Origin of the sequence: Paenibacillus sp. GD4, from assembly GCF_030846225.1 — a bacterium.
Taxonomy (GTDB): Bacteria; Bacillota; Bacilli; order Paenibacillales; family NBRC-103111; genus Paenibacillus_G; species Paenibacillus_G silviterrae.
On sequence record NZ_JAVCYK010000001.1, the window covers coordinates 1,132,423 to 1,156,030 of the forward strand.

The 23,608-nt window shown below is 51.2% G+C and carries 18 protein-coding genes; 5 read left to right on the forward strand and 13 right to left on the reverse strand.

The features are described 5' to 3' along the window. Positions 1-3: 3 nt before the first annotated feature. The 5 genes from RAC89_RS05440 to RAC89_RS05460 form a co-directional block, all read right to left on the reverse strand. Positions 4-1,125, reverse strand: coding sequence for a hypothetical protein (locus RAC89_RS05440; RefSeq protein WP_306612275.1), 1,122 nt, complete (start codon positions 1,123-1,125; stop codon positions 4-6). A gap of 23 nt (positions 1,126-1,148) precedes the next feature. After that, positions 1,149-2,579 (reverse strand): family 43 glycosylhydrolase, encoded by a 1,431-nt coding sequence (locus RAC89_RS05445; RefSeq protein WP_306612277.1) that lies wholly within the window; start codon positions 2,577-2,579, stop codon positions 1,149-1,151. 149 nt (positions 2,580-2,728) lie between these two features. Continuing rightward, positions 2,729-3,607 carry a carbohydrate ABC transporter permease gene (locus RAC89_RS05450; protein ID WP_306612278.1) on the reverse strand — a complete coding sequence of 293 codons (879 nt, stop codon included), beginning with the start codon at positions 3,605-3,607 and terminating at the stop codon, positions 2,729-2,731. An 18-nt stretch (positions 3,608-3,625) separates the two neighbouring features. After that, positions 3,626-4,579, reverse strand: a complete 954-nt coding sequence (locus tag RAC89_RS05455; protein ID WP_306612280.1) for an ABC transporter permease — start codon at positions 4,577-4,579, stop codon at positions 3,626-3,628. Between the two features lie 75 nt (positions 4,580-4,654). Then, positions 4,655-6,172, reverse strand: coding sequence for an extracellular solute-binding protein (locus RAC89_RS05460; protein ID WP_306612281.1), 1,518 nt, complete (start codon positions 6,170-6,172; stop codon positions 4,655-4,657). A gap of 276 nt (positions 6,173-6,448) precedes the next feature. On the opposite strand from RAC89_RS05460, the gene RAC89_RS05465 reads away from it, so the two are divergent. Beyond that, a complete protein-coding gene (locus tag RAC89_RS05465) occupies positions 6,449-8,767 on the forward strand; it encodes an AraC family transcriptional regulator (protein ID WP_306612282.1) in 2,319 nt (772 codons plus the stop codon). A 111-nt stretch (positions 8,768-8,878) separates the two neighbouring features. Here RAC89_RS05465 and RAC89_RS05470 read toward each other — a convergent pair whose 3' ends face one another. From RAC89_RS05470 to RAC89_RS05490, 5 genes are all read right to left on the reverse strand, one after another. Beyond that, the gene (locus tag RAC89_RS05470; RefSeq protein WP_306612284.1) at positions 8,879-9,868 is read right to left on the reverse strand and encodes a bile acid:sodium symporter family protein; all 990 of its coding nucleotides are present in this window, start codon (positions 9,866-9,868) and stop codon (positions 8,879-8,881) included. Between the two features lie 96 nt (positions 9,869-9,964). Beyond that, a complete protein-coding gene (locus tag RAC89_RS05475; protein WP_306612286.1) occupies positions 9,965-11,242 on the reverse strand; it encodes a Gfo/Idh/MocA family protein in 1,278 nt (425 codons plus the stop codon). Positions 11,243-11,324: 82 nt separating this feature from the next. Then, positions 11,325-12,821: an extracellular solute-binding protein gene (locus tag RAC89_RS05480; protein ID WP_306612288.1), complete on the reverse strand. Its 1,497-nt coding sequence runs from the start codon at positions 12,819-12,821 to the stop codon at positions 11,325-11,327. Positions 12,822-13,115: 294 nt separating this feature from the next. Next, positions 13,116-15,383, reverse strand: a complete 2,268-nt coding sequence (locus tag RAC89_RS05485; protein ID WP_306612289.1) for a helix-turn-helix domain-containing protein — start codon at positions 15,381-15,383, stop codon at positions 13,116-13,118. 286 nt (positions 15,384-15,669) lie between these two features. Then, the gene (locus RAC89_RS05490) at positions 15,670-16,653 is read right to left on the reverse strand and encodes an aldo/keto reductase (protein ID WP_306612290.1); all 984 of its coding nucleotides are present in this window, start codon (positions 16,651-16,653) and stop codon (positions 15,670-15,672) included. Between the two features lie 158 nt (positions 16,654-16,811). On the opposite strand from RAC89_RS05490, the gene RAC89_RS05495 reads away from it, so the two are divergent. After that, on the forward strand, positions 16,812-16,982 hold the full coding sequence (locus tag RAC89_RS05495) for a hypothetical protein (protein ID WP_306612291.1): 171 nt from the start codon (positions 16,812-16,814) through the stop codon (positions 16,980-16,982). A gap of 235 nt (positions 16,983-17,217) precedes the next feature. On the opposite strand, the gene RAC89_RS05500 is transcribed toward RAC89_RS05495, so the two are convergent. After that, positions 17,218-18,489 carry a methyl-accepting chemotaxis protein gene (locus tag RAC89_RS05500; protein ID WP_306612293.1) on the reverse strand — a complete coding sequence of 424 codons (1,272 nt, stop codon included), beginning with the start codon at positions 18,487-18,489 and terminating at the stop codon, positions 17,218-17,220. A gap of 175 nt (positions 18,490-18,664) precedes the next feature. Between RAC89_RS05500 and RAC89_RS05505 the strand changes: the two genes are divergently transcribed. From RAC89_RS05505 to RAC89_RS05515, 3 genes are all read left to right on the forward strand, one after another. After that, a complete protein-coding gene (locus RAC89_RS05505; protein ID WP_373429895.1) occupies positions 18,665-20,155 on the forward strand; it encodes a spore germination protein in 1,491 nt (496 codons plus the stop codon). Between the two features lie 15 nt (positions 20,156-20,170). Continuing rightward, positions 20,171-21,346: a Ger(x)C family spore germination protein gene (locus RAC89_RS05510; RefSeq protein ID WP_306612294.1), complete on the forward strand. Its 1,176-nt coding sequence runs from the start codon at positions 20,171-20,173 to the stop codon at positions 21,344-21,346. Between the two features lie 233 nt (positions 21,347-21,579). After that, positions 21,580-22,692 (forward strand): GerAB/ArcD/ProY family transporter, encoded by a 1,113-nt coding sequence (locus RAC89_RS05515; protein WP_306612296.1) that lies wholly within the window; start codon positions 21,580-21,582, stop codon positions 22,690-22,692. Here the strand turns inward: RAC89_RS05515 and RAC89_RS05520 are convergent. Further along, the gene (locus tag RAC89_RS05520; RefSeq protein ID WP_306612297.1) at positions 22,646-22,996 is read right to left on the reverse strand and encodes an MmcQ/YjbR family DNA-binding protein; all 351 of its coding nucleotides are present in this window, start codon (positions 22,994-22,996) and stop codon (positions 22,646-22,648) included. The two genes, RAC89_RS05515 and RAC89_RS05520, sit on opposite strands and share 47 nt — an antisense overlap. Next, complete coding sequence (locus RAC89_RS05525) at positions 22,980-23,606, reverse strand: SRPBCC domain-containing protein (protein WP_306612299.1); 627 nt, start codon at positions 23,604-23,606, stop codon at positions 22,980-22,982. The genes RAC89_RS05520 and RAC89_RS05525 overlap by 17 nt, the downstream gene beginning before the upstream one ends. Positions 23,607-23,608: the final 2 nt, after the last annotated feature.

Genomic DNA, 23,608 nt, shown 5'->3' on the forward strand with positions numbered 1-23,608 from the left:
AGCCTACAGCTCTGCCCGGTAACAGTCGATCAGCTTCGCCGGCACCTTCAGCTGCGGCTGCTTGAAGCCGGCCAGCTCATGGAGCAGCACCCGGATCCAGATCGCCTGCGTTCCCGCGTTCATATCTCCTTCGACAAGGCCCAGTCCAAGCGGCACGGCAATCGGCATTTCCGGGTAATATTCCCCTTTCTTCACCTGTGCCACGTTAGGCGCAACCGGGGAATGGTCAAGCTCGCGGGAGAAGCCGCCGTCCGCTCTTTTCAGCCGCTTCATATTGCGCACCGTAGTTTCGGCGATTTCCGCCATCTCGTCGTCTGTAATCGTTACCGTCATTTCCGAGAGCAGGTCGATCGGGTTCCGAATATAACACATATCCTTCGCTTCATCGTTGCGCAGCGTATAGAGAAGGCTCTGATACAGCTCGGCGGCACGCGGCAGCTTTACCTGAAACCGGTTGTAGAACGTATGGAGCTTGAACGAGCCGGAAATCTGCACGTACCGCGAGCCTTCGCCCCATAGTCCGGATTCCTTGTCTTGGATGCTGTCGAAGTAGGAAAAGGCCTCCTTCAAGAATGCCTCCTGCTCGGCCCCCTCCAGCTGACCGATGTAAGGAGCCGAATTGCAGAGCCGGTCACAGCCTCTCCAGCTGTTGGCGAGACTAATGCTGCGAAGCCATTCCGCATAAGCCTGGGGTGACTTCATGTAAGCGGGAGCCGCATGCTGCTGGCTTGGAAGCGGATAGAGCGGCTGAGCTTCCAGCTTTCGCAGGGAGTTCACCGAATAAGCGATCGCCCTGCCCACCATCACCTCGTCGAGTCTCATGTTCGGATCTTCATCGTAGAAGTACCCGGTAGCCGGATCCTGCTTCCCCTGGTAGAACTGGGTTGCTTTTGTTTTAAACGCCGGATCCCATTTCGGCAGAAACTCGCAGCGCTCCAGAATGTTGATCGCTTGCGAAGTGGACTCGATATCGGGAATGAACTTTCCTGAGCTCTTGGAGCTCTGCGCGTAGAAAAAGCCGCCGCTCTTCGGGTCGTATTGACCCTCCAGCCATTCAAAATATCCTTCAAACAGGTTATCCAAGTCGTTAAAAATGGTTTGCAGCCGCTGATTTGCGTTTGACATGCGTTGTTCTCCCCTTCGTGGCTCTAGTTGTGCAGTTCTCGGTATTGAAACCGGTGGAACGTGACGGTCCCCTCTCCTACGGCGTCCAAACCGATTCGCAGGCTTAGGAAGCCGCCCAAGGTGTTATGGTTAAAGCCCGACGCCTCGGTCACTTTATCGTATCGGCTCCAATGGATTCCATCCGTGCTGTAATAATAAAAGACCAGATGCTCCTCATGTCGAATCCTTAAGAATACTCGTTCCCCGGAGCATGGCTTCACGGCATACTGCTTAAAGGAACGCAGGTGCCTTGCTCCTTTAGCGGAGACGCCGATGCCCATCCAGGCATTATCATCGTAATAAAGCAGGAGCCTTCCCTCGGCGGCTCCCGTGAAGGACAGCTCTACCTCTGCTTCGTAGCTGGGCGCTGTAGTCATGAACACCAACGGTGAGCGCTGGCTTTGTTCATCGCGCCCCCGGACCGTCAGCGCCCCGTTCTGTTGACGGTAATGCACCTCCGGCAGCTCGCCGTTGCACTGCCAATGAATGCCCAAGCGCTCGCCGTTAAACCGGTCGTCCATCGTACGGCTCTGCTTCACCGCTTCTCCGGAAGGCAGTGGGATCGGATTGTCCGGCGTTATGCCCTTGATCGCCCGATACCACCCGTCCTCCGTCCACTCCACCGGCTCCAGAAGCGTTTGTCGTCCTAACGAATGATACCCGTTTAGATAACCGTGATAGACGATATACCATTTGCCGTCCGGAGTATCGATCAGCGTTCCGTGCCCCTTGGACCACCATCGCTCGCTGCGGGACTGCGTCTTGACCACCGGGTTGTACGGAGAGTGCTCCCAAGGTCCCCAAGGAGTATGTGAACGTGAACATACGACCATATGGCTGGTCGGCGGTCCGGCCGTTCCGCCAACCGCGACGTTCAAGTAGTAGTAGCCGTCCTTGTATCGCAGCTTCGGCCCTTCCATGCTGTAGCCTTCGACCACCCACTCATCCGGATAACGCCAGCCTTCGTACACATGTCTCGGTTCCCCGACAATCGCAAGCCCGTCCTCCGACAGCTCTACGATATGGCCGTCCGACATATGCAGGTAACGCTTTCCGTCAGGCCCGACCACGTGACCGGGGTCAATGCCCTTGATCTTGAGATCCACCGGCCGGCTCCAAGGACCCGTCGGGTTTGGCGCCGTGACCACCCAATTCGTCCGGTTCGCGGGGAAGTAGATGTAATACGTTCCATCATGATGAACGAACTCCGGAGCCCATACGTCCCCTACATACTCATAGAGCGCAGCCGAGATCGGCGCCCAGTGAACCAAATCCCGGGAATGCCAAATGATTAGCCCCGGGATCGCTTTGTAAGACGTATGTGTCATGTAATAATCCTCGCCAACCCGGATTACCGACGGGTCTGCATAATTCCCTGCTACAACCGGATTAACGTACATTCCCTTGCTGTTCATGTTGGTGTCCCTCCTCTAAATAAGTCATATTCGAAAGAAAATTCCTGCAGTTTCGCAGGAATCATGTTTTGTATATGCTATTTCATCGGGTAATCGGCATCCTAAGAAACGGAATGCTTGAGAGGGATCCTCTCAAGCACACAGTACAATTAGCCTTTGATCGAACCCATCAAAGCACCTTTCGCGAAATGCTTTTGCAGGAACGGATATACGAGCAGGATCGGAATCGTCGCTACTACGATAACCGCCATCTTCACCGTTTGCTCCGGTGGTGTTACGAAGCTGTCGTCCATACCGGAGGTATCGGCGCTAAGACCGCTCGCCAGGATAACGATCTGTCTCAGGATGACCTGTACAGGCCATTTCGCCGTGTCATTCAGGTACAGGATCGCAGACATGTAAGTGTTCCAGTAAGTTACGGCATAGAACAGAGAGATGGTTGCAATGGCCGGCATGGACAACGGGATGACGATTTTGAAAAGAATACCCCAGTCGCCGCAGCCGTCGATTTTCGCCGATTCCTCAATCCCGTCAGGCAGGTTTTGGAAGAAGTTACGCATAATGATCAGGTTGAATGCGTTGATCGCAACCGGAATGACCTGAGACGCATACGTATCGATCAAGCCCATTTCCTTAACAACCAGGAACGTAGGGATCATACCGCCGCTGAACAGCATAGTGAACACGACGAGGAACATGATGGTGTTACGGCCGTCCAAGTCGCGGCGCGCCAAGCCATAAGCCATGAAGGACGTCAAAGCCATACTGAACATGGTACCGAACAAGGTAATCCCTATGGAGACCGCAAGGCCCATGACAAGTGTGTTGGTTGAAAATACATAACGGTAAGCATCCAAGGTCCACACGGTTGGTATCAAAACGAATTGCTTCTCAGCGAGCTCCTGAACCGTAGTAAAGGAGCCGGCAACGACGTGAATAAAGGGAAGAATCGTAACCAAACCGACCAAAGTCAGGAGAAAATAGTTGACTCCATCAAAGAGGCGGCTGTTGAAAGATTTATCGTGCATGAGTGTTCAACCTCCTTCTTAGTAGATACCTTCTTCGCCGACCTTTTTGGAGAGCCAGTTAGCGAACATTACGAGAATCAATCCAACAATCGATTTGAAGAAGCCGACAGCTGTCGAGAAGCTGTATTGCCCTTGCTTCAAACCGGCCGTGTATACATACGTATCGAATATCTCCGCCACTTCACGGTTCATGGAGTTCAGCAAGAGATAAATATGTTCGAATCCAAGGTCAAGCACGTGTCCGATCTTCAGGATCAAGAGTACCATGATTACACTGCGGATCGAAGGCAGCGTGATGTGCCAAATTTGACGGAAGCGTCCTGCGCCGTCCATACGGGCAGCTTCGTATAAGCCAGGGTCAATCGCAGCCATTGCGGCCAGGTAGATGATCGTTCCCCATCCGGCTTCTCTCCAGATGGTTTGAAGAATGTACATCGGGCGGAACCAGTCGTTGCTCAGGAGGAAATTGATTTTCTCAAATCCCATCATCACAAGCAGCTCGTTAATTATACCGCGGTCCATGGAAAGCATAACGAACGTAATCGAAACGATAATAACCCAAGACATAAAGTGAGGCACATAGATCAACGTCTGAATGATACGCTTGAAATAATCGCGGCGCACCTCGTTCAGCATGACGGCCAAAATGATTGGCACCGGGAAGTAAAATACCAGGTTCATGACGAATAGCATGAGGGTGTTGTAGAAAATCGTCCAGAACATCGGCTCTGTAAACAGACGCTCGAAGTGCTTAAAGCCAACCCAAGGGCTGCCTGTCATTCCCAGATAAGGCTTGTAATCCTGGAAAGCAATGACCAAACCGTACATTGGGATGTACTTAAAAATAATAAAGTACAAAATTCCGGGCAAAATCATAAGGTAGATCGCTCGGTTTTTAATAATTCTCTTCAGTAGGCCGGATTCTTGTGATTTTTTTGCAGTCGTAGGGCGTGAAACCGCAGTATCGCTCATCCTTAGCTCTCCCTTCTCTATGTAGAAATGGGAAGGCTGTTGAAGAGCTCAACAGCCCGTGACCATTTCTTCTCTTTATTTTTTTGCTTTTTTGTAGGATTCGTTAAATTCCTTGATGATTTGGTCTCCGCCTTCTTTTTTCCACTTCTCTACTTCCTTCTTGAAGCCGGCTTCGTCGATGTTGCCCAGGATAAACTTATAGGTTGCGTCCTTGATGATATCCTGAAGACGTGCGCCCTTCTCAGTGAAGGCTTTGGAATCAAGCGGTGCGGTAGGGTCGTGAATCAGCGATTTGTTGTTCTCAAGAATCAGCTGCTCCGCCTTCTCTTTCGCCGGCAGTGTGAACAGCGGCTCCAGCATTTTAACGGTGCTGATACCACCGATTTGCAGCGCTTGGTATGCTTTTACTTCACGTTCCTGAAGCTTGGTGTCGCTTGTTACTTCCGCTTTGCCGTTCTTCAAGGTGTAATGCTTGTTCTCCAAACCGTAGTAGATCAGGTTGGAAAGCTCCGGAGACATCAGCTTGTCGTAGAAAGTAAGAACTTGCTTCAGTTCAGCTTCCGTTTTGACTGACGATTTAGGGAAGATGACCGCGGAGCCGTAGCCTGGGATCGACCATACGGCAAACTTGCCGTTCGGACCTTTAATATCGTTAGCAACATCCAGATTGATGTTAGGATTCACCGTCACCATCTTCTGGTGGAGGGAAACGACATCGGCCATGGAGCCTACATAAATCCCTGCTTTACCTGTCGTAAACAGGTTTTGCTGATCGTTCTTGCTCGTTACCGGGAAGTCCTGGTTGATCAAACCTTCCTTATGAAGACGCTGGATATATTTCATCGTCTCGATGTAAGCCGGATCTTCAAACTCAGGGTAAAGCGTTCCGTCCTTCACACCCCAGCCGTTCGGAGTGCCGAACCAGGAAGCCACAGTTTTAAACGCACCGTATACAAGATCGTTCCGGTCTGTGAAACCGATGGTATCGTTCTTGCCGTTCTTGTCAGGATCTTTTTCTTTAAAGGCTTTTGCCATGTTGTACAGATCCTCAGTGGTCTTAGGCGTTCCGATGCCGAGCGCATCAGCCCAGTCTTTTCGGTAAATAACGCCTTGACGGGACAACGGACGCTCTTGGTATAGGGCATAAATTTTACCGTCAACCGAAGTATTGTTCAGTACCGCAGGGTCGAGATTCTTCAGATTCGGGTAATCCTTCAGCAGCGGACCGATTTCCCAAAATTGATTATTCCGGATCGCGTCGCGGAACATAATAAGGGACGTTTGGTTTTTCATATATACAGCTTGAGGCAAAGTGCCTGTTGCGAAGGAAGCGTTAAGCTTCTCATCATAGCTGCCGTCCGGTACCCACTGGATATCCAGTTCTGTATTTGTTTTTTCTTCTAGAAGCTTCTCAATTTCTGGTGCGGGAACCTCCGGAGTATGAAGATTCGCCATAATGCTGATCTTCGTAGGGCCTTTCGCCGCCTCGCCACCTGCTGCATTCTTAGAATCTTGTTTTCCGCCTGCACAGCCGGCCAGCATGGAGACTGCGAGTGTTGATGCAAGAGCAATGCTTACTTGCTTTCTGTTCATTTCTGTAGACCTCCCTAAGTTTAGGAATGTTGAGTTATTTGGCTGTGGGTGCTTTTCTTGTTGCTGATCTCAGATTATAATGAAATCTCGGTTACGTATATAATCCAAGCATCATCTGTCGAACGGTGTAAGCGCTACGGCAGCCCGGTAGTATCCGATATAATCTAATGATTATCGTGATAACCGCATCCACACCGACATCATACACGTAAGCGCACTTCGGCGTATACCTTATTTGCCAAGGCGTTACCATGTAAAGCAAAGGAGGTTCGAGCCGTGAGCAAGAAACTGTCCGTATTCGAGCGCATGGTGCTCTTCGGATGCTTGCTGTCCATTATTCCGGTCATTATCATAGGCTTCTTTTCCTATTTAAAATCATCGGATGCCATCCAGCGGGAAGTGAATGACAGCAGCATTCACATCATGAGGCAAACCAACGGCAACATTGAACGAGTATTAATTACACTGGACCACACACTGAACAGTGTCATCAGCTCCAGTACGTTTCAAGAGGCGATGGACCGCCGGCTGACGTTTTACGATTTTCAGCTGTACAACACCCTTCGAAGAGAAATGAGTCTTTTACAGTCTCCTGACCGCAAAGTAACGGATGTAGTTCTAGTCAACACATCGCATAATTGGCTGATGAACAATTCCGGGCTCTATCCTTTGGACACATGGGAGCAAAAGGATGAAATCACCAATCTGATGAGCCTGCCGCACCATTCGCAGTGGGTTGTGCATGAGAAGGGGCAGCTTGGGTCAAAGGATACGCTGTCGTATGGCTGCAAGAACACGATAACACTGGTGAAGAAGCTGCCGCTGCAATCGTTTGATAAAAAGGGTCTGATTCTTGCCCATATCCCTAGCTGCACCTTGGCCTCCATGCTGACCTCCAATGCTTCGCAGCACGTGATGATCCTGGATCAGAATATGAACATCGTGGCCCATCCGGATGAGAATCAAGTGGGACATGCCCTCTGGGAAACGGGCTTCCTGAGCGAAAACCAGAAGGACCTGCTCGATCATGAGATCGGTCAATTCGAAACGAAAACTGCCAAGGGCCTATTTACGGCAACTTACGTTCGTTCGCAATTTAACGGCTGGACCTACATCTCCTTTACGGAGAATGATCTGATTACCAAGGAAGCCCGCGATATCGGGTGGTTTACCTTTTTCGTATGTATCCTGATCATCGGCGCCTCGGTGGTGACCGTCTGGTTCGGAACAAGGCGCATGTACCGTCCAATTGGATCCCTGATCAATGCGATTGAGGACCGATTGCCTTCCCAGACCGGGAAGCCCAAGGATGAGTTTCAGATAATCAGCGAGCATATCGAGCAGCTGTTCGAATCGAATACCAGTCTGAAGACCGAGCTGCAGCAGAACACCCAGGTCGTTCGAACGAGCTTCCTGCAGAAGATCTTTACAGGCAATATCAAGCTGTCTGAGCTCGAAGAGCGTCTGAGCTTGTACGGTTTTGACGAGCAGATTGCCGGCTGGAAACAAATGGAGGTGCTTACCCTTCAGATCGATATGCTGGAATCGACCCGGTTTACCTCCAAAGACCTGGATTTGCTGCTATTCGCCGTGAATAACATATTGGAGGAAACGATTCCTGCCGATCACCGCTTCTCGCCTGTACTGCTGGATCAGACACAGGTCACCCTAATCGGCGCCGGCGACATTACGAGCGGGCAGTTCCGCGAGCTTGTCGACGATTGGACCGAGGCTGTCCGGCATAATATCCGCACCTACTTGGATCTTGATGTCAGCATAGGGATTAGTCTCCCTTTCCAGGACATTTCGAAAGCAGCCCGCGGCTACCGTGAAGGTCTGGAGGCGCTTAAGCAGCGATTAACCCTTGGTACCGGCATAATCATTCGATATGCTTACATTAATGAAGGCAAGCACACGATCATTCAAACGTTCCCTCAGCAGCTGGAGAACGACCTGATTGACGCGGTGAAGCTGGCGGAGGAAGAGAAGGCTCTATCGCTTCTAAAGCAGTGGATGAAGGAGGTTTTCCAGAAGGAGCGCTCCCCTCAGCAGTATCAGGTATCCTTAATGAGGCTGCTGAATGATCTGCTTATCGTGATGCAGGAGGCGGGCATTTCCTTAGCCCAGATCCAGCAGAACGAAGATTCGCTGTATGAGGAGCTGCTGCAGATTTATGTTGGGGATGAGATTGAAAAATGGTTCCGCACCCGACTGATCCTGCCGCTGATCGGCGTCTTCCGTGACCGAAGCGAATCGCAGTACCGAAATTTATCGGAAGAGCTGATCGACTTGATTCATCGGTACTACGATACGGACCTGACCTTGGAGGAATGTGCGTCCAAGCTGCACTATAACACCTTCTACCTGAGCAGTGTATTTAAAAAGGAAACCAACATGTCGTTCAGTGAATACCTGACGATGTACCGGTTTAATATGGCGAAGAAATGGCTGAAGGAAACGGACATGACCGTTAAGGATATCGCACAGAAGCTCGGATACAACAATCCGCAAAACTTCATTCGCTCCTTCCGGAAGCAAGAGGATATGACACCAGGACAATACCGGACCAAATACGGTACGGGAGAGGAAAAATAGGAGGGGCAGGACGAGCTTAGCCCTTTGCCCCTTTGCCTTCACCGACAAGTAGCCTACGAAAAAGCCCCCTGACCGCTGGATTCTAACGGTTAGGGGGCTTATTCAGATGCGTTATGCCGATTGGGAACGTCCCGGCACTCCTCCCGAAGTGGGAACACCGCTCTCCGGCGAATTACGGCGGAAGAACAGGTAGGCGAAGGACGAAGCCATCATCTGCTGGAATACCATACCGATGATGACCGGAAGAGCTACCGGAGGCGGAAAATACGATATCGCCATGACAGCCCCTGCGCTAATGTTACGCATGCCGCAGTTAAACATCATGCTGACAGCTACACCGCGATCCCAGCCGAGCAGCTTGGCAACTCCCCAGCCGATCAGATAACCCATCGCTACGATCAGGACACAGATGAAAGCCAGGAAGATGACTTTCCCCGTAAGCTCTGTAAAATAACCGGCGATGACCGAGCTGTTGATCATTACGACTACGGCTAAGCCCACCTTGGAGAAGGGCGACAGCCTTGGCCCCCACGTCTTCTTCACTTCGCCGCGGGTCCACTGGTTCAGCGCCATGCCGAGTAATGACGGCACGACGATCATCCAGGTGAGCCCCTCCATCATTCCCCACACATCCATCTCGACCTTTGCACCGACCAGCAGAGACAATGTAGACGGGACAAGGAACGGAGCCAGCATCGTATCGATTAGAATCATCGATAAGGTCAGTGCAATATGCCCCTTGTAAATGGAAACCCACATGAAGCTGACGATCCCCGTAGGGATACAAAGCAGCAGTATGAGACCTGTAATGGTCAACGGGTCTCCCGGGTATACGACGTGGCCGATGCCCCAAGCCAGTAACGGCATAAGAATATGAATGACGGTTAGAAAGACTAAGATCGGAAACGGATGCGTCAGTACGCGCTTCAAGTCTCCGAAGTTCATGCTTAAGCTGCCCGAAAACGTCATAAATCCGAAAATCCATGGCACCCAAGCGGTGTAAGGGGAAAACCATGTGGAGAACAGGATTCCCAAAACCACGCTTGTAGGTGTGACTAAAGGCATCCACTTTTCCATAGTTTTATTGATAGTTTGCAGCATGCTCTCTCGTCTCCCGCCGTTTAGCTTACTTGCCTTCTCGATTCCGATAGACACGGGGTTCATGCCTTAGCATGAACCCCGCGAAAGCGTCGTATGTTATTGTAACACATCTTCCAGTCGAATCGGACGATTTTCTTTCACCGAGCGCCAAACCGCTTCCCCTGTGCCGACGGAATAAGCGCCGTCGCGGCTGCCGGACAAGATGCTGTAGCCGCGCTTAGGGTCCGGGCCAAGGAACAAGTCCTCAAGCAGCACGGGGTCTCCGCCTCCGTGTCCGCCTTCGCGGTGAACGACGTGAATCGTTTCCTTGGAGCCGAACAGCGGGAAGTAGTCGATCGTCTGCACCTCCGTTGGAAACGGTACCCGATCCAGCATATGATATTCCACGGTTTCAATTCGTCCCTTGGTGCCGTTGATGGCAAGCCGGTAGCCTTCATATGGGGTGGAGAAGTTGACCGAATAGCTCAACAAGGCACCGCGGTCGTACTTGACGGTAGCTGTGTAAGTATCCTCGATATTAATTTCCGAGTCATAAATACAGGCATCCGGGCGATACTGGCTATAGGCCGGTTTATCGGTTTGCACCGTACCGAGGTGATCATCCTTAACATTCATGCTTTGGCTGCGGGTATTCCAACGGCTGTAATAGTCGCAATCCCGCTTGACCTCGCAGGTGCTGCAGAATCGGCCGTCTTCTTTCTTCGGATTGAGCTCGCCCTCCGGTCCGTAATAATTCAGAGCACCGAACGCGAATACTTCAACAGGAGTTTGGTCGATCCACCAATTCACCAGATCGAAGTGGTGAGAGCTCTTATGGATGGACAGGCCGCCGGAAATTTCCCGAATACGATTCCAACGCTTAAAGTAGCTCGCCCCGTGGTACGTATCGATATACCAGTTCAGATCGATTGAGGTGACGCGACCGATCTTGCCCTCCAGGATCATTTCCTTAATTCGGGTATGGATCGGAGAATAACGGTAGTTAAAGGTTACCGTCACCTTGCCCTTGCTCTTCGCTTCCGCGTCCATGATGCGGCGGCAATCCTTCCCTGTCGTTGCCATCGGCTTCTCGGTCAATACGTCGAGATCGTGCTCCAGCGCTTGAACAATGTAACCTGCGTGCGTGTCGTCCCGGCCGGTGACAATGATGACATCCGGCTTCGTCTCCGATACCATGCGGCTGAAATCTTCCGGTCCGTATTCTCCCACATGGGACAGCTCCGGGAACTTGCTTTTGCATACCTCATGTCTTCTTGGGTCAACGTCAAGCAAACCAACCACCTCGGCAGTGGACGAGAATGTTTTCAGCATAGGCCCGATAAACATCGAGATTGCTCGGTTACTTACTCCGCAAATCGCATATTTTTTCTTCATTCGGCTTCTTCTCCCTTATTCATGTTGTGTTTTCCCTACTTCGCGATCGCTTGCTGTTTTCCATTTCTATTGCTGCATCGCTTCACTCTCCCCGCTTGGTCATGCTCTTATAAGCTTCTTCGTATTCCTTACTCATCCGATCGCCTCCGGCCATGCGCCACTTGTCCACCTCGGCTTCCCAGCCTGCGTCATCAATAATGCCCATGATGTAACGGGTCTGTGCATCCGCAATCATCTGCTCCAGCTCTTTGCCCCGTTCTGTGTTGGTTTGCGAGGTGAGCGTCAGTGCCGGGTTCGACACCATGTTCGTCAAATTATCCTTCGGAATTTGCCTGCCCTTCTCCCCAAGGGGCGTATCCTTCAGCGGCGCCACGTGGTAGCCTTCGATGTTGAACAGACTGTCCCGATACGGTTTCACCTCGCGCTGGAACAAATTAAAGTTTTGGATCTCCAATGTTCCGTCGCCCAGACTAGCGTAATGCTTTCCCTCCAAACCGCGCATCTGTAAAGTCGACATCGGCTCATCCAGCATGCTGTCGATGAACGCAAGAATCCTTCTCAGTTCCGCTTCGCTCCGCACAGCCGATTTGGAGAAGACGAAGAAGCCGTTGTTGCCGAGCTCTCCTGCAGCTCTGGGACCCTGCGGCCCGGTCGGGGGCATGACATCGAACCGGCCCGTCGGGACTGATTTGATCAGTCGGTCCTGCATGCTCTTGGCATTCTGCGCCACCGCGATCCGCATCCCGACACGTCCGGAGTCATACAGCTTCTCCGCTTCGGATTCGTCCAGCACCGCAAAGTCGTCATTGATGAGCTTCTCCTCGTAAAGTCTGCGAAGAAGCTTCAACACATCGACGTATTGCGGAGATACGAATTCGGGCGTAAATCTACCGTTAGCGTCAACGCCCCATTTGTTGGGAGCACCCATGCTGACCGCCAGCCGGGTAGTCGACGCCGCGGAGCCGTCATTGTACTTTTTATCCAGCACCATGCCATACGTATCCTTCTTGCCGTTCCCATCCGGGTCGTTCAAGGCCATGGCCTTCAAGACGATATACCACTCTTCCAGCGTAGTCGGGGGCTGCAAACCAAGCGAATCAAGCCAATCCTTCCGATAAATGATTGCTGATCTTGCCATATCCCGAAACAGTGGAATGCCGTAAATTTTTCCGTCCACAGCAATATTGTCGTAATACTTCCGGCTTTGTGCCGACAAGTTCTTATAATCCTTGAGAAGAGGCCCGACTTCCCAGAACAAATCCGACTGGATCGCACTGATGGTCATCGGCACATACTTCACACGCAGCATCATCGGCATTTCATTGGCCGCCAGCATGACATTGATCTTATCGTCGTACGCGGCGTTCGGAATCCATTGGATCTCGAGCTGCGTGTTGGTATACTTCTCGATGGCGGTCTCGACTTCATTGTCCGCGGCAGGCACATCGCCTACCTGGGCGGTGGTCAAGGTGATTTTGAACGGTTCGGTACCGGCATCCGATTCCCGATCTGCACCGCAGCCAACAGTAAGGGTGACGAGCACTGCGCAGATGGCTGCAAGCCAACTTTTGCTATTCATACGTTGGGTTGACCTCCCTCTTGGTTGAGTACAGCGTAAAACTGCCGTTGTCCGTTGAGGACCGGTGCCTGTCGAATCACGCTGAAGCCGTCAACCGGAGGAAGGAGATGAGCACCATCTCCGTTGATTGCCCAATAAATTTATCCTCATACCAACTTCCTCCTGATTATAGAGCGGCATGTCCGTAGCAGGCTATACATCTTTCTTAACCAATTGCCAGCAGCGCGCCAATCCCCTGATCTATACGCCTTTATGCACCGAATAGTCCTGAGATAACCTGTTGATATGCCGCAGTTAACCACGTCGGAACTGCTCCCGGTACTGGCCCGGGGTCATTCCGACAATCCGGCGAAACGTCCGGATAAAGGCGCTTGTATTCGTATATCGCAGCCTATCGGCAATATCGGCGATTTTATCGTTCGTTTTTTCAAGCCACTGCTTTGCTATGCTCATCCGATGCTCGGCCAAGTAATCGCTGAAGTTTACCCCGGTTTCTTTCTTAAACACTCGGCTAAGATACACCGGGTGAAAATTCAGTTGAGCCGCGCAGGCTTCCAACGAGAAATCCTCGGCATATTTCTCGTGGATGAGCTTCACCATTCGATTGGCAATATCATGATATTGCGTTTCGGACTGCTCGTTTAAGTAACGAGCGACCGGTCCCAGCAGGTCCTGCTCAAACCAAACGGTAATCTCGTGCAGCGTCGTCAGCTTCATGAAAGATTCCAATGACGCCTTGGGACCCAGCACCTTTGGAATGGACCCTCCCTGCTCCTGAACAAGCTGGTATACCTTTGCGATGAGCTGCACCATCAGGGGAGAATAGTCGGCAAAGCTGATTTCCTTGGATACGATTAGAGCGATATACTGCTCAAAGCCCATCTTCACGCGAACGGGTTCTCCTGTCTTTAGCGACTCGACAAGCTGATCCTCATGGAGCTTCATTTGGTTAAAGGTCGCTGCATTGACGTCCTGCTGGGCAATAATGTCTTGAAAGTGAATAATGATGTCGTCGCCTAGGCTTAGCCTGCATTTTAACGCTTGAAGGGACTCCCTGTACGCCTTCATTGAGCCGGTTATTTTCTCATAGGGATGGCTGATGCCGATGCTCACTTTCAATTGAAGAAACTCACTAACCTTCGACTTGATCTCCTCCGCAGCACGGTGCAGCTCTTCCTTCAGCCTAATCTCATCTGTAGTGTTACTTACCATGATGGTCACTTGGGATTGCTCCAGTACGATAGGATTGAACCGCGATGCCGGAGGGAGCAGCTCGCCGACCATATTGTTAACCGCAAACAGCAGCAGTTCCCTGTCGTGCTCCCGGTAGCGTGTGTCCTGCAGTGTATCGATCTGGAGTGTAAGTACAGCCAGACGGTGCCAGTGAACAGGGAAACCGTATACCTGAGAGCGTTCAACAAAATCCTGTTCGCTCACCTGGCCGGACAGCAGCTTCATAAGGAAAAATTCCTTCAATTGGGCATACTGCCCCTTTACCTGGTCCTGCAGCTCCTTGCCTCTTACCGATAGTCGGCGCAGCCGCTCCTCAATAAAGGTAAATTCATCCTTAAGAACCGTACCTAAGCCGCTTCCTTCCATCCGCTTGGAATATTCCAAAAGTCTCCGTACCGGGGAATACATTCGCCGGCTGCCGAAAAAAGCGACAACCCAAATGAGTACAAAAATCAGGAGGCAAACGATCCATGTAATCACGGCGATTTTGCGCGACTCGAAGGTAATGTCGTCCCGTGAAACGACCGATACGTAGGTCCAGTCATTGTAAGGGGATACAAGATACGTGACACTCATGTCTTTGCCGCCGGCTGTAGTACGGAATGACCCTTCCTGCTCCTGTCCGGCCCTCTCGATGATGGCGCTTTGAATCGCTTCGAGCTGGTCGCTGCCGGACTCGGATAAAATGTTGTCCCCGTTTTTATCTAAAATATAATGAACGCCCAGCTTCTCCCTGTTAGCTATCAATTGCTTCACTTCGCTGTTCAGCAAATCGACGATCAGCATCTCCCGCGGGCTCCCTGTTAGCGGCACGGTCGGTATTTTCAGCACCATACGGATGGTTCGCCGGTCCGGTTCAGTCGAGTCGTCTTGGAGCGTCTCCCAGAACAAGCTCGTCGGGGCATCGGCATAAGACAGCAGCTTCTCCTTTTCCGAGTGCGTGCTAAGCTTCGTAAAAAGCCGATAGCTAAGCAGCCAATCCTTTTCCAGGTTAATGAGGTAGGCTTCCGAAATGCCCGTCAACGTCTGCAAGTGATACAATCCTTTTGACAAATCACGGACGGTATCGAATTGCTTCGGAGTAAGCTCTTGATGAACCGAAGCCGTGACAACGGCGGAATTCACATATTGAATAGCCGAGAGCTCCAGTGTCTTCAGAACCTGTTCGACCCGCATCTGAGTCTGATGGAGAATCTGACGATTGCCCTCTTCCACTTTTGCTTCAATGTCGCCGGCGGCAATATAGTAAGAAAGAAGTCCGATCAAGAAAACGGGGATCGCACCGAGTAAAAACCCAAAGAATAAGAGCCGCCGCCAATAGGTGGACATACCGAATCGAGCCCCTTTCCTCTACAGCATAAGGATTTTCATTATAGCATGGAGCAGCCGGAGGACGGGTTCCAAAGAAGCAACGTCTTATCCAAAGATTATTTATGTTGAGGAATGATTATGGTAGAAGAGCGCAGCGATGATAATAGGGGATCGGGGAGGTGAGGTTTTCATTGAAAAAGCGATGACTATCGCCGGACAACGGATCGAGCCGGCAGGAGCCGGTCGATGGTCCGTGAGCGTCATCGCCCGTAAGAACTATACAGATAATCGGCAGATGAACCTACTAGTAAGCCCCTCGGATCTGAGTATGTACACGCTCATTATAAAAGCTGCGAAGCTTCGCGAGCTCTTCCTCCGAAAAGCTCGGCACATCCCCTGCCCCAAGATTGTCCTTCACCTGTTCAACCGACTTAAAGCCGGGAATGACACAGCTGATTTCAGGCTGATCCAGCAGCCATCTCAGCGAAGCACGAGTCATATTTCCTCGACCTTCGGCGATCCACGCAAGTTCCCTGCTCAGCTCAACACCCTTTTCAAACGGCAAGCCGCCGAACGTTTCACCCACGTTGAATTGCTCTCCGTTGCGGTTGAAGGAGCGGTGGTCATCGTTTGAGAAAGTCGTCGCTTCCGTAAACTTCCCTGTCAGCAAGCCGCTGGCTAACGGAAGTCTCACGAGAATCCCCACTCCTTTGGCTTTAGCCTCGGGAAGCAGCTGCTCCAGCGGCTTCTGCCGCAGTATATTGAAAATTACTTGCAGTGCTCTTACACCGGGATGCTGCAAGCAGATCAAGCCCTCTTCGACGGTTTCGACGCTGACGCCGTAGTGCCTGATTTTGCCTTCCGCTTGGAGCTTGTCCAATACGCCGAATACGCTTCCATCCCGCAGAATGGCAGTAGCCGGACAATGAATTTGATAGAGGTCAATGCGCTCCCGGTTCAGCCGGCGAAGACTGTCTTCACAGTATGCACGAACCGACTGCTCCGAATAGGTTTGGGGATCGTGAATGTCCCCCTTCCGGCAAAACTTGGTCGCAACATGGATCCGATCCTCTTTACCCTTCGTCGCTTGCGCAAGCAGCCTTTCCGACCTTCCGTCTCCGTAAACATCCGCTGTGTCGAAGAAATTCACGCCCTGATCCATAGCATAATCCAAAGCCCTCAGGGACTCTTCATCGCTTACGTTGCCCCAAGAACCTCCGATAGCCCATGTACCGAAGCTGATTTCGCTTACTTTCAGGTCTGTAGTGCCAAGCGTTCTGTAGTTCATCAGGTCATCTCCTTGTTCTTCATAGGATGGGAACTGGGGCCATTATACTCCATATGAATGCCCTTCACAACGGGAAGTGTATAAAATAGCGGTCCTGAGGCTGAAAATAGATCATTGAGAATTGGATGAACCTTCATCCCCTGGGAGGATTCTGTTTAATGGACGAGTTGAATCGCCTTATCGCCATCGTCAAATCCAACTACATCCTTGTCATCGTCGCAGCCGTTTTGTTTTTTCTGCTCAAAGCGCTCGCCGGCTACCTTACGTACCGTAGGTTCCGCAAGGATCTCGAGGAAATTAAGGCTCTCATTAAAAATGAAAGAAAGTGAAACTTTTCCCATACTTCTTCGTCTAATATAACAGAGAGAGAAAGATTATTTATTAGATAGGAATTGGGGGATTTTCATGAGCTTTATCAAAAATGCGGTTCTCGTTATTTTCAGCCTGACACTCAGCTATTGGCTGTTCGGCGGTGCTCTCATCGATTTATTCTTTACCTAAACATGCATAAAAGCCCGCTGAATACCGCTTCTCTAGCGGCTTCGGCGGGCTTTTCTTTTGTGTTCATGTTCGGAACGCGGCGCTTTTCTCCCTCAGGATTTCAGATTGTCGTTTCAGCACCTCCGACGAGGAGGCAATTTCCTGCATGACGGCGGTCTGCTCCTGAGTGGACGAAGCGGCCTGCCTCGCAGCATCAACAATTTCCAGAGCAATCCTATCGATGCTTCGCTGCTTCTGCTCCGCTCCATAAATTTGCTGCGACTGCTCTGCAATCGTAGCGGCGATCAGCTGTACGGCACTCGCCGTTTCCTGAGCGCTTCCGCTCATCCTGCGTATCGCGTGCTCCGTCTGCTCTCCCTTTGACGCTTCCCGCTGCATGGACTCGACCTGTCGTTTCAGCCGATCGGCAACGTCCTCCACCGCAAGCTGCACCTGTCTTATCAGCTCATCGATGGCATGTACGGATTGACTGCTCTGCTCAGCCAGCTTACGAATCTCCATGGCAACTACAGAGAAGCCTCGCCCTTCTTCCCCTGCCCTCGCCGCTTCAATGCTTGCATTCAGAGCAAGCAGATGAGTCTGATCGGCGATTTCCCCTACCAGCCGAGTCACGCTTCCGATTTCCAGTGCGTCGCGCTCCAGCTGGGCCACAACCTCAATCGTTCCTTCGCCTGTCCGTGACGTCTCCAGCATAGTATGTACCAAGGTGCGGATCACCTCGCTGCTTTCCTCTATCGTCCTCACCATTTGCGCAGAGAGTCGATTCGTCTGTCCGGCTTCTTCGCTGACCTCCGACGCAGCAAGCGATACTTGTTCCATGGCGAGGAAGGAAAGTCTTGCTTCCTCCTTCTGCTGTTCTGCCCCATGAGCGATTCGCTCGTTAATGGCCGAAATCTGCTCCGCTTGATAGGTAGCCTGCAGGATCGCCTCACTTAGCGCCGCGGAGCTCTCGTTAGCTGCAATCGCGTGCTTTGTAATGTCCTGAAGCAAGCCCCGAAGCTGCCGAACCATACTGCGGAACGCCTCGTTTAAGACCCCGAGCTCATCCTTCGACCGGTGTGCCGGTAGGCTGATCGCTAAATTACCTTCGGCTGCCTCATTGGCTAACTTTGTCAACAGCAGCAGCGGACTGACAATCCACTTGGCCATCAGCCAGCCAAGAAACCCCGTCCAGCCTATGCCCATGGCTAAGGTCACCGCAATAAATACTCCCTCCGGTAAGAAGGAGGTAAACTGATCCTTCAAAACAAAAATAAAAAATGCGCTGGTCCCATAGGTAATTGCAGAAACAGCTGTTAGTCCGAGCACGAATTTTTTTACTAATCCGAATGTCATTGCCTTCTTGCTCCCCTTCGTATCAAAAGCTGCACGTATTCCGGATTATAACAAAATTCGAATGAGGACACTGTGATCTATATCATAGACAAATTACCTTTATGTTCCTTGATCTAATAGAACTTTACTCCATTGGTCATATTAACATCATTAAAGGAAGGTAGGAAGTTTTGCCATGAATCGTACATCCTTTTCCAGACATCTGCCCTCCAACCTTAGCATGCTGGAAGAAGAGTTCCAGTCCTGTTCCGATGTCGAATTCCGAGAATTAACGCTGCTGAGCGGAGTCAAGGGCGTTCTTATTTTCATAGACGGATTAGTAAAATCCGAGTATCTTCAGGACAACGTGTTACGTCCGCTGCTGCACCGGCTTGATGAAGTGAATGGTACCTTTGTGGCTCCCAAGCAGCTGGAAGAGCAGGTCGTCACCATTACTAAGCTGTCGAGGACATCCTGCTTTACGGAGTCGGTCGACGCCATTTTATCGGGCAATGCGCTGCTCCTCGTGGAGGACAGCGCGGAAGCAATTGTGCTGAAAGTCGCTGGCGGCACCAGGCGAAGCGTACAGCAGCCCGATTCCGAGGTGAACATCCGGGGACCGCGTGAGGGCTTCATTGAAAGCCTAAGAACCAACACCTCGCTGCTGCGATTCAAGATCAAGTCCTCCAAGCTGAAGCTTGTCCCCTTCATAATCGGTGAGCGGACGAAGACCAATGTTGCGCTTGCTTACATAGAGGATCTGGCGGACCCCAAGCTGATTGATGAAATAACAAAAAGACTGCAGGCCATCAAAATCGACAGCGTGCTTGAGAGCGGATATATAGAGGAATTCATCGAGGATCACCCGTATTCGCCCTTTCCTCAATTCCGATATACGGAACGCCCGGATGTGGTGGCCGCTCAGCTTTTGGAGGGCCGCTTTGCCATTTTCGTGGATGGAACCCCGTTTGTCCTTACGGCACCCATCACGTTCTGGAGCATGCTGCAGGCCAATGAGGATTATTACGAAAGGTACATGATCGGCAATTTGATTCGCTGGTTGCGTTATATGTTTATGACCGTAGCCTTACTTCTGCCCTCCTTATACATTGCCATATCTACCTATCATCAGGACATGCTTCCCAGCACACTGCTGCACAGCATTTCGGCGGCACGGGAGGCCATCCCGTTTCCGGCTCTGGTGGAGGCGCTCATTATGGAGGTTGCCTTTGAGGCCTTGCGTGAGGCGGGAATCCGGCTGCCTAAAACCATTGGACAAGCCGTCAGTATTCTAGGAGCGCTCGTAATCGGACAATCCGCGGTTCAAGCTGGAATCGTCTCCGCCCCCATGGTCATTATAGTCTCGTTAACCGGTATCGCGTCCTTTACGATTCCACATTTTAACATGTCCATTTCGATCCGCATCCTGCGCTTTCCGCTCATGTTTCTTGCCGGAATTTTGGGGCTTTTCGGCATCGTTGTCGGGGTCTTCATCATCTCCTTGCATTTGTGCCGGCTCCATTCCTTCGGCATACCGTATATGTCCGGCTTTGCACCTTACCGCAAAAATAAAATGAAGGACATGTTCGTTCGCGCCCCGTGGTGGAAAATGAAGAAGAGGTCTCAAACGGCCCGTGACAAGAAGCGTACACAGTCAAATTCCTCATCACCTGAACCAGCCAAGTAAGGAGATGCTTCCCGAATGCATAAATGCTGGCTGATCGCAATAATGTGCTTGCTGCTTGCAGGCTGCTGGGATCGCAAAGAAGTGAATGACGTGGCCTTCGTAAGCGGAAGCGGCATTGACAAGGCAGGGGATCTATACAAGGTAACCGTTCAAATCCCGCTTCCTAGTCAAATGGGAGGAGCCGGCTCGAAAGGAGGCGGCGGCGGTACAAGCGGGTCGAAATCCTGGTTCAATGATATCGTTACAGGGAAGACCGTACGCGAGTCCAATGTGATCCAACAAAAGTCATTATCCAGACAGCTTAACTTTTCCCATCGGCGGATTGTTGTTTTTGGCGAGGAGCTCGCGAGAGGAGGGCTTGGGCATCTCATGGATATTTTTGTCCGAGTACCCCAGAATCGACTCTCTTCATTGATCGCAATCGCAAAAGGAGAAGCATCCGAGCTGCTCAATGCCAATTCTCCCATCGAGCAATTTCCATCCGAGCTCATGAGGGAACTCGTTCAAAATTTAACGGAGCATCCGACCACGCTCAAGCGACTCAATCAGAAGCTGCTTACGGAAGGTGTGGATCCCTTGGTTCCGGCACTCACATTAATCAAATCAGGCTCAGATGTTGAAGGCAAATCCAATATGATGATTAAGTCGTCCGGCCTTGCTGTTTTTGAAAGGAGCAAGCTGAAAGGCTTCATCAACGAGCCGCTTTCGTCCTATTTGCTTATTGCCATGGGTGAAGCACGGAATCCCGAGGTGACTGTCAAGAGCACTCGTGGAAATGGAAGCATCTCCGTCCTACTGAAGGATTTGAACGTCGAGCTTATTCCCCTGATGACCGAGGAACAGATTACCATTCGGATGAAGATTCATGCAAAAGGGACTCTCGTGGATAATGAATCGAACTTTCATGCTACAAGCCATGCGCTAGAGCTCGAAGCTCAAATCAAAGAATTGCTGGTTACCAATATTTCGAAAGCTGTAGCTCTGCTGCAAAACACTTATCATTCGGATCCGCTCGGTTTCGGAGATTTGATCCACCGTCATAATATGAAAGCATGGAGATCCCTCAGGGAGGACTGGAGGAGAACGCACTATCCGAAAGTGAAGCTTGAGGTTGTGCCCTCTATTTCCATCAAGCATAGCGGCACGGTAAATAAACCCTTCGGTATTCCAGACGAGGAGCTGACATCATGAAATTAGCTTTGGCAGAAGCCATTGGGGGAGCCCTTATAATCCTTCTCATAGATTGGTTCACTCTTCGCAAGGCCAATGGGATAACGCGTTTGCTCGCATTTCTGTCTGTTGGCCTGAGTGCATGCTTATGGGCTTATGTTATGTCTGCGTCCGAGCTGTTCTCGCCGCCGAGAATGATTGAGTCTCTTCTAAAGCCATTGAACCCGTTTCACTAGAGGAAGGATGGAGCTGCCATGGATCGTCTTAGTTCCAGACAGGTTGTGATGCTCGGATGCCTCATGACGTTAAATGCCACTTTAGCCAGTATTCCCTCACAGATGGTTGAGGCTGCCAAGCAGGATGCCATATTCGCCTATCCGTTGGCACTGGCTGCCGTCATTTTTTCCTGGTGGGTTATATCCCGGGTTATGAAGCGGTTTCCTAACCGGGATCTGTACGCAGTGCTGGTTGAGCGATTTCCTTATCTCGGAAGAATGATCGGGGCGGGCTATATCTTATTCTTCTTCGTCATCTCCATGCGCGATTATCATCAATTAGGCAGCTTTATCAATTACTCCCTGCTCCCAAGAACACCCATCATCATTCTGCTATTAATATTAGCCGTTTGCAGCGCTTGGGTTGCTCGGCCCGGTGTAGTGATCATAGCCAGGATGACGGAGATTTATCAAACCTTTTTGGTTATCGTGATTCTCATGCTGCCGTTGCTATTGGTCCGGGAGTTCCAGCTTCGGAATGTTCAGCCAATCTGGGAATACGGAGGCGTACCGGTACTGAAAGCCTCATGGTATGCCGTTGCTTATATCGGGGAGCTTATCGGACTTGCTTTTCTCTCGAAGAATGAATCGTTTCCTTTCCGACAAGGGATGTACGGTCTTTTATGGGGTGTTGGTCTTCTGCAGCTCCTCATATTCTTATGTATAGGCGTACTAAATCCGGAGCTGACCAGCAGGTTCATTTATCCGAATCATCACTTAATCAGAGAAATCCGCATTACCGATTTCCTGGACCGATTCGACGTTTTCATCGTCGGAATCTGGATCCCGGCCATGATGGTAAAGACATGCGTTAACCTTTATCTAGTGACAAACGGCATCACACGCCTTCTACCCAGAGCTTCGGGAAGCAGCCTCACTTTATCCATCGCCGTTCTTGCTTCCGTCGGGGCCATTACCTTCTTTCCTGACTATATGCAGCTGTTGGAATTTAACAAAACCTGGCCCCTAATCGCCCTGTTCTTTGAGATGATCCTACCGCTGAGCTTCCTTATTTGGCTAAAACCCGCAAAAGGATCTCATGCTGTTAAAGAAGAGGCTGCATCGCCTCGTACGCCTTCACCAAACGTTTAGGCGCGACCAGCTTCCATGCCTTCACCAGCAGCTGCCGCAGCTCGTCCATTTCGATTCGGTCGATCCGAACCATCATATAAGCCAGCCTTGAGAAGCTGCCCGGCACCTGGAAAACCTCGGGATCCAGCGTCGTGTAAGCCTGACGATCCTCCTCCGTCGTTTTGATCACCAACGAGACCTGATCGGGCTGGATCACCGCGTATATTTTATCTCGAACTCGGAAGGAAGGCTTCCCCCCATGCTCCTGCTCTTCCGTTTCCGGCAATGAAAGGGCCAAAGCTCGTACCTCATGGACGGTTGCCATGCCCGGCTCCTTCCAAAGCACTATCCGCATGAAGTGCGACCCGCTCCCAGTGACGTCTCATCAGCTCTCTGATATACACATCCTCCAGCATCTCCTGGTGGAACGCCAAGGTCGTCTTCCCTGTCTTGGTGGCCAAGAAATACAGCTGCAGCCTTGATTGCGTTTCCCACTCGGGACGCTTGTACGTCATGCGCAGCTTAAGGCCGGGCTCAACCACGGTCAGCTTCCCCGTGACCCCCTCCTGTGACTCGAACTCAAACCCTTTGCTCCATTCAAATTGGGAAAAGGTTCCGAGCCACAAGGCAAGTCCTTGCAATGAAGTTAGATAACTCCATGCCTGATCCTTCCGAATATTTATCGTTTTCCGATATCCTACCTGGACGCCTGCGTCCTTGGTTACTCCTACGGGAATACGGCCCAGCAGCTCTCCGAACAGGAGCGCCAGCCACTCTCCCCATTCCTCGGCAACGCGGTGGTTGCTGAGGATATAACTCTTGATTTGTTCGTGCGACCATGCGGGATCGACCGAGCGCTGCAAGCGGATGATCCACTCCTCCCAGGATACTCCCGTTGCTTCTCTGAGCGCATTGGTAAATACGGAACTCGGCATTT

Excerpts from the sequence above, each read along its gene's own strand:
- RAC89_RS05440 (WP_306612275.1), bottom strand. The coding sequence starts at position 1,125 with ATGTCAAACGCAAATCAGCGGCTGCAAACCATTTTTAACGACTTGGAT.
- RAC89_RS05445 (WP_306612277.1), bottom strand. The coding sequence starts at position 2,579 with ATGAACAGCAAGGGAATGTACGTTAATCCGGTTGTAGCAGGGAATTAT.
- RAC89_RS05450 (WP_306612278.1), bottom strand. The coding sequence starts at position 3,607 with ATGCACGATAAATCTTTCAACAGCCGCCTCTTTGATGGAGTCAACTAT.
- RAC89_RS05455 (WP_306612280.1), bottom strand. The coding sequence starts at position 4,579 with ATGAGCGATACTGCGGTTTCACGCCCTACGACTGCAAAAAAATCACAA.
- RAC89_RS05460 (WP_306612281.1), bottom strand. The coding sequence starts at position 6,172 with ATGAACAGAAAGCAAGTAAGCATTGCTCTTGCATCAACACTCGCAGTC.
- RAC89_RS05470 (WP_306612284.1), bottom strand. The coding sequence starts at position 9,868 with ATGCTGCAAACTATCAATAAAACTATGGAAAAGTGGATGCCTTTAGTC.
- RAC89_RS05475 (WP_306612286.1), bottom strand. The coding sequence starts at position 11,242 with ATGAAGAAAAAATATGCGATTTGCGGAGTAAGTAACCGAGCAATCTCG.
- RAC89_RS05480 (WP_306612288.1), bottom strand. The coding sequence starts at position 12,821 with ATGAATAGCAAAAGTTGGCTTGCAGCCATCTGCGCAGTGCTCGTCACC.
- RAC89_RS05485 (WP_306612289.1), bottom strand. The coding sequence starts at position 15,383 with ATGTCCACCTATTGGCGGCGGCTCTTATTCTTTGGGTTTTTACTCGGT.
- RAC89_RS05490 (WP_306612290.1), bottom strand. The coding sequence starts at position 16,653 with ATGAACTACAGAACGCTTGGCACTACAGACCTGAAAGTAAGCGAAATC.
- RAC89_RS05495 (WP_306612291.1), top strand. The coding sequence starts at position 16,812 with ATGGACGAGTTGAATCGCCTTATCGCCATCGTCAAATCCAACTACATC.
- RAC89_RS05500 (WP_306612293.1), bottom strand. The coding sequence starts at position 18,489 with ATGACATTCGGATTAGTAAAAAAATTCGTGCTCGGACTAACAGCTGTT.
- RAC89_RS05505 (WP_373429895.1), top strand. The coding sequence starts at position 18,665 with ATGAATCGTACATCCTTTTCCAGACATCTGCCCTCCAACCTTAGCATG.
- RAC89_RS05510 (WP_306612294.1), top strand. The coding sequence starts at position 20,171 with ATGCATAAATGCTGGCTGATCGCAATAATGTGCTTGCTGCTTGCAGGC.
- RAC89_RS05515 (WP_306612296.1), top strand. The coding sequence starts at position 21,580 with ATGGATCGTCTTAGTTCCAGACAGGTTGTGATGCTCGGATGCCTCATG.
- RAC89_RS05520 (WP_306612297.1), bottom strand. The coding sequence starts at position 22,996 with ATGGCAACCGTCCATGAGGTACGAGCTTTGGCCCTTTCATTGCCGGAA.
- RAC89_RS05525 (WP_306612299.1), bottom strand. The coding sequence starts at position 23,606 with ATGCCGAGTTCCGTATTTACCAATGCGCTCAGAGAAGCAACGGGAGTA.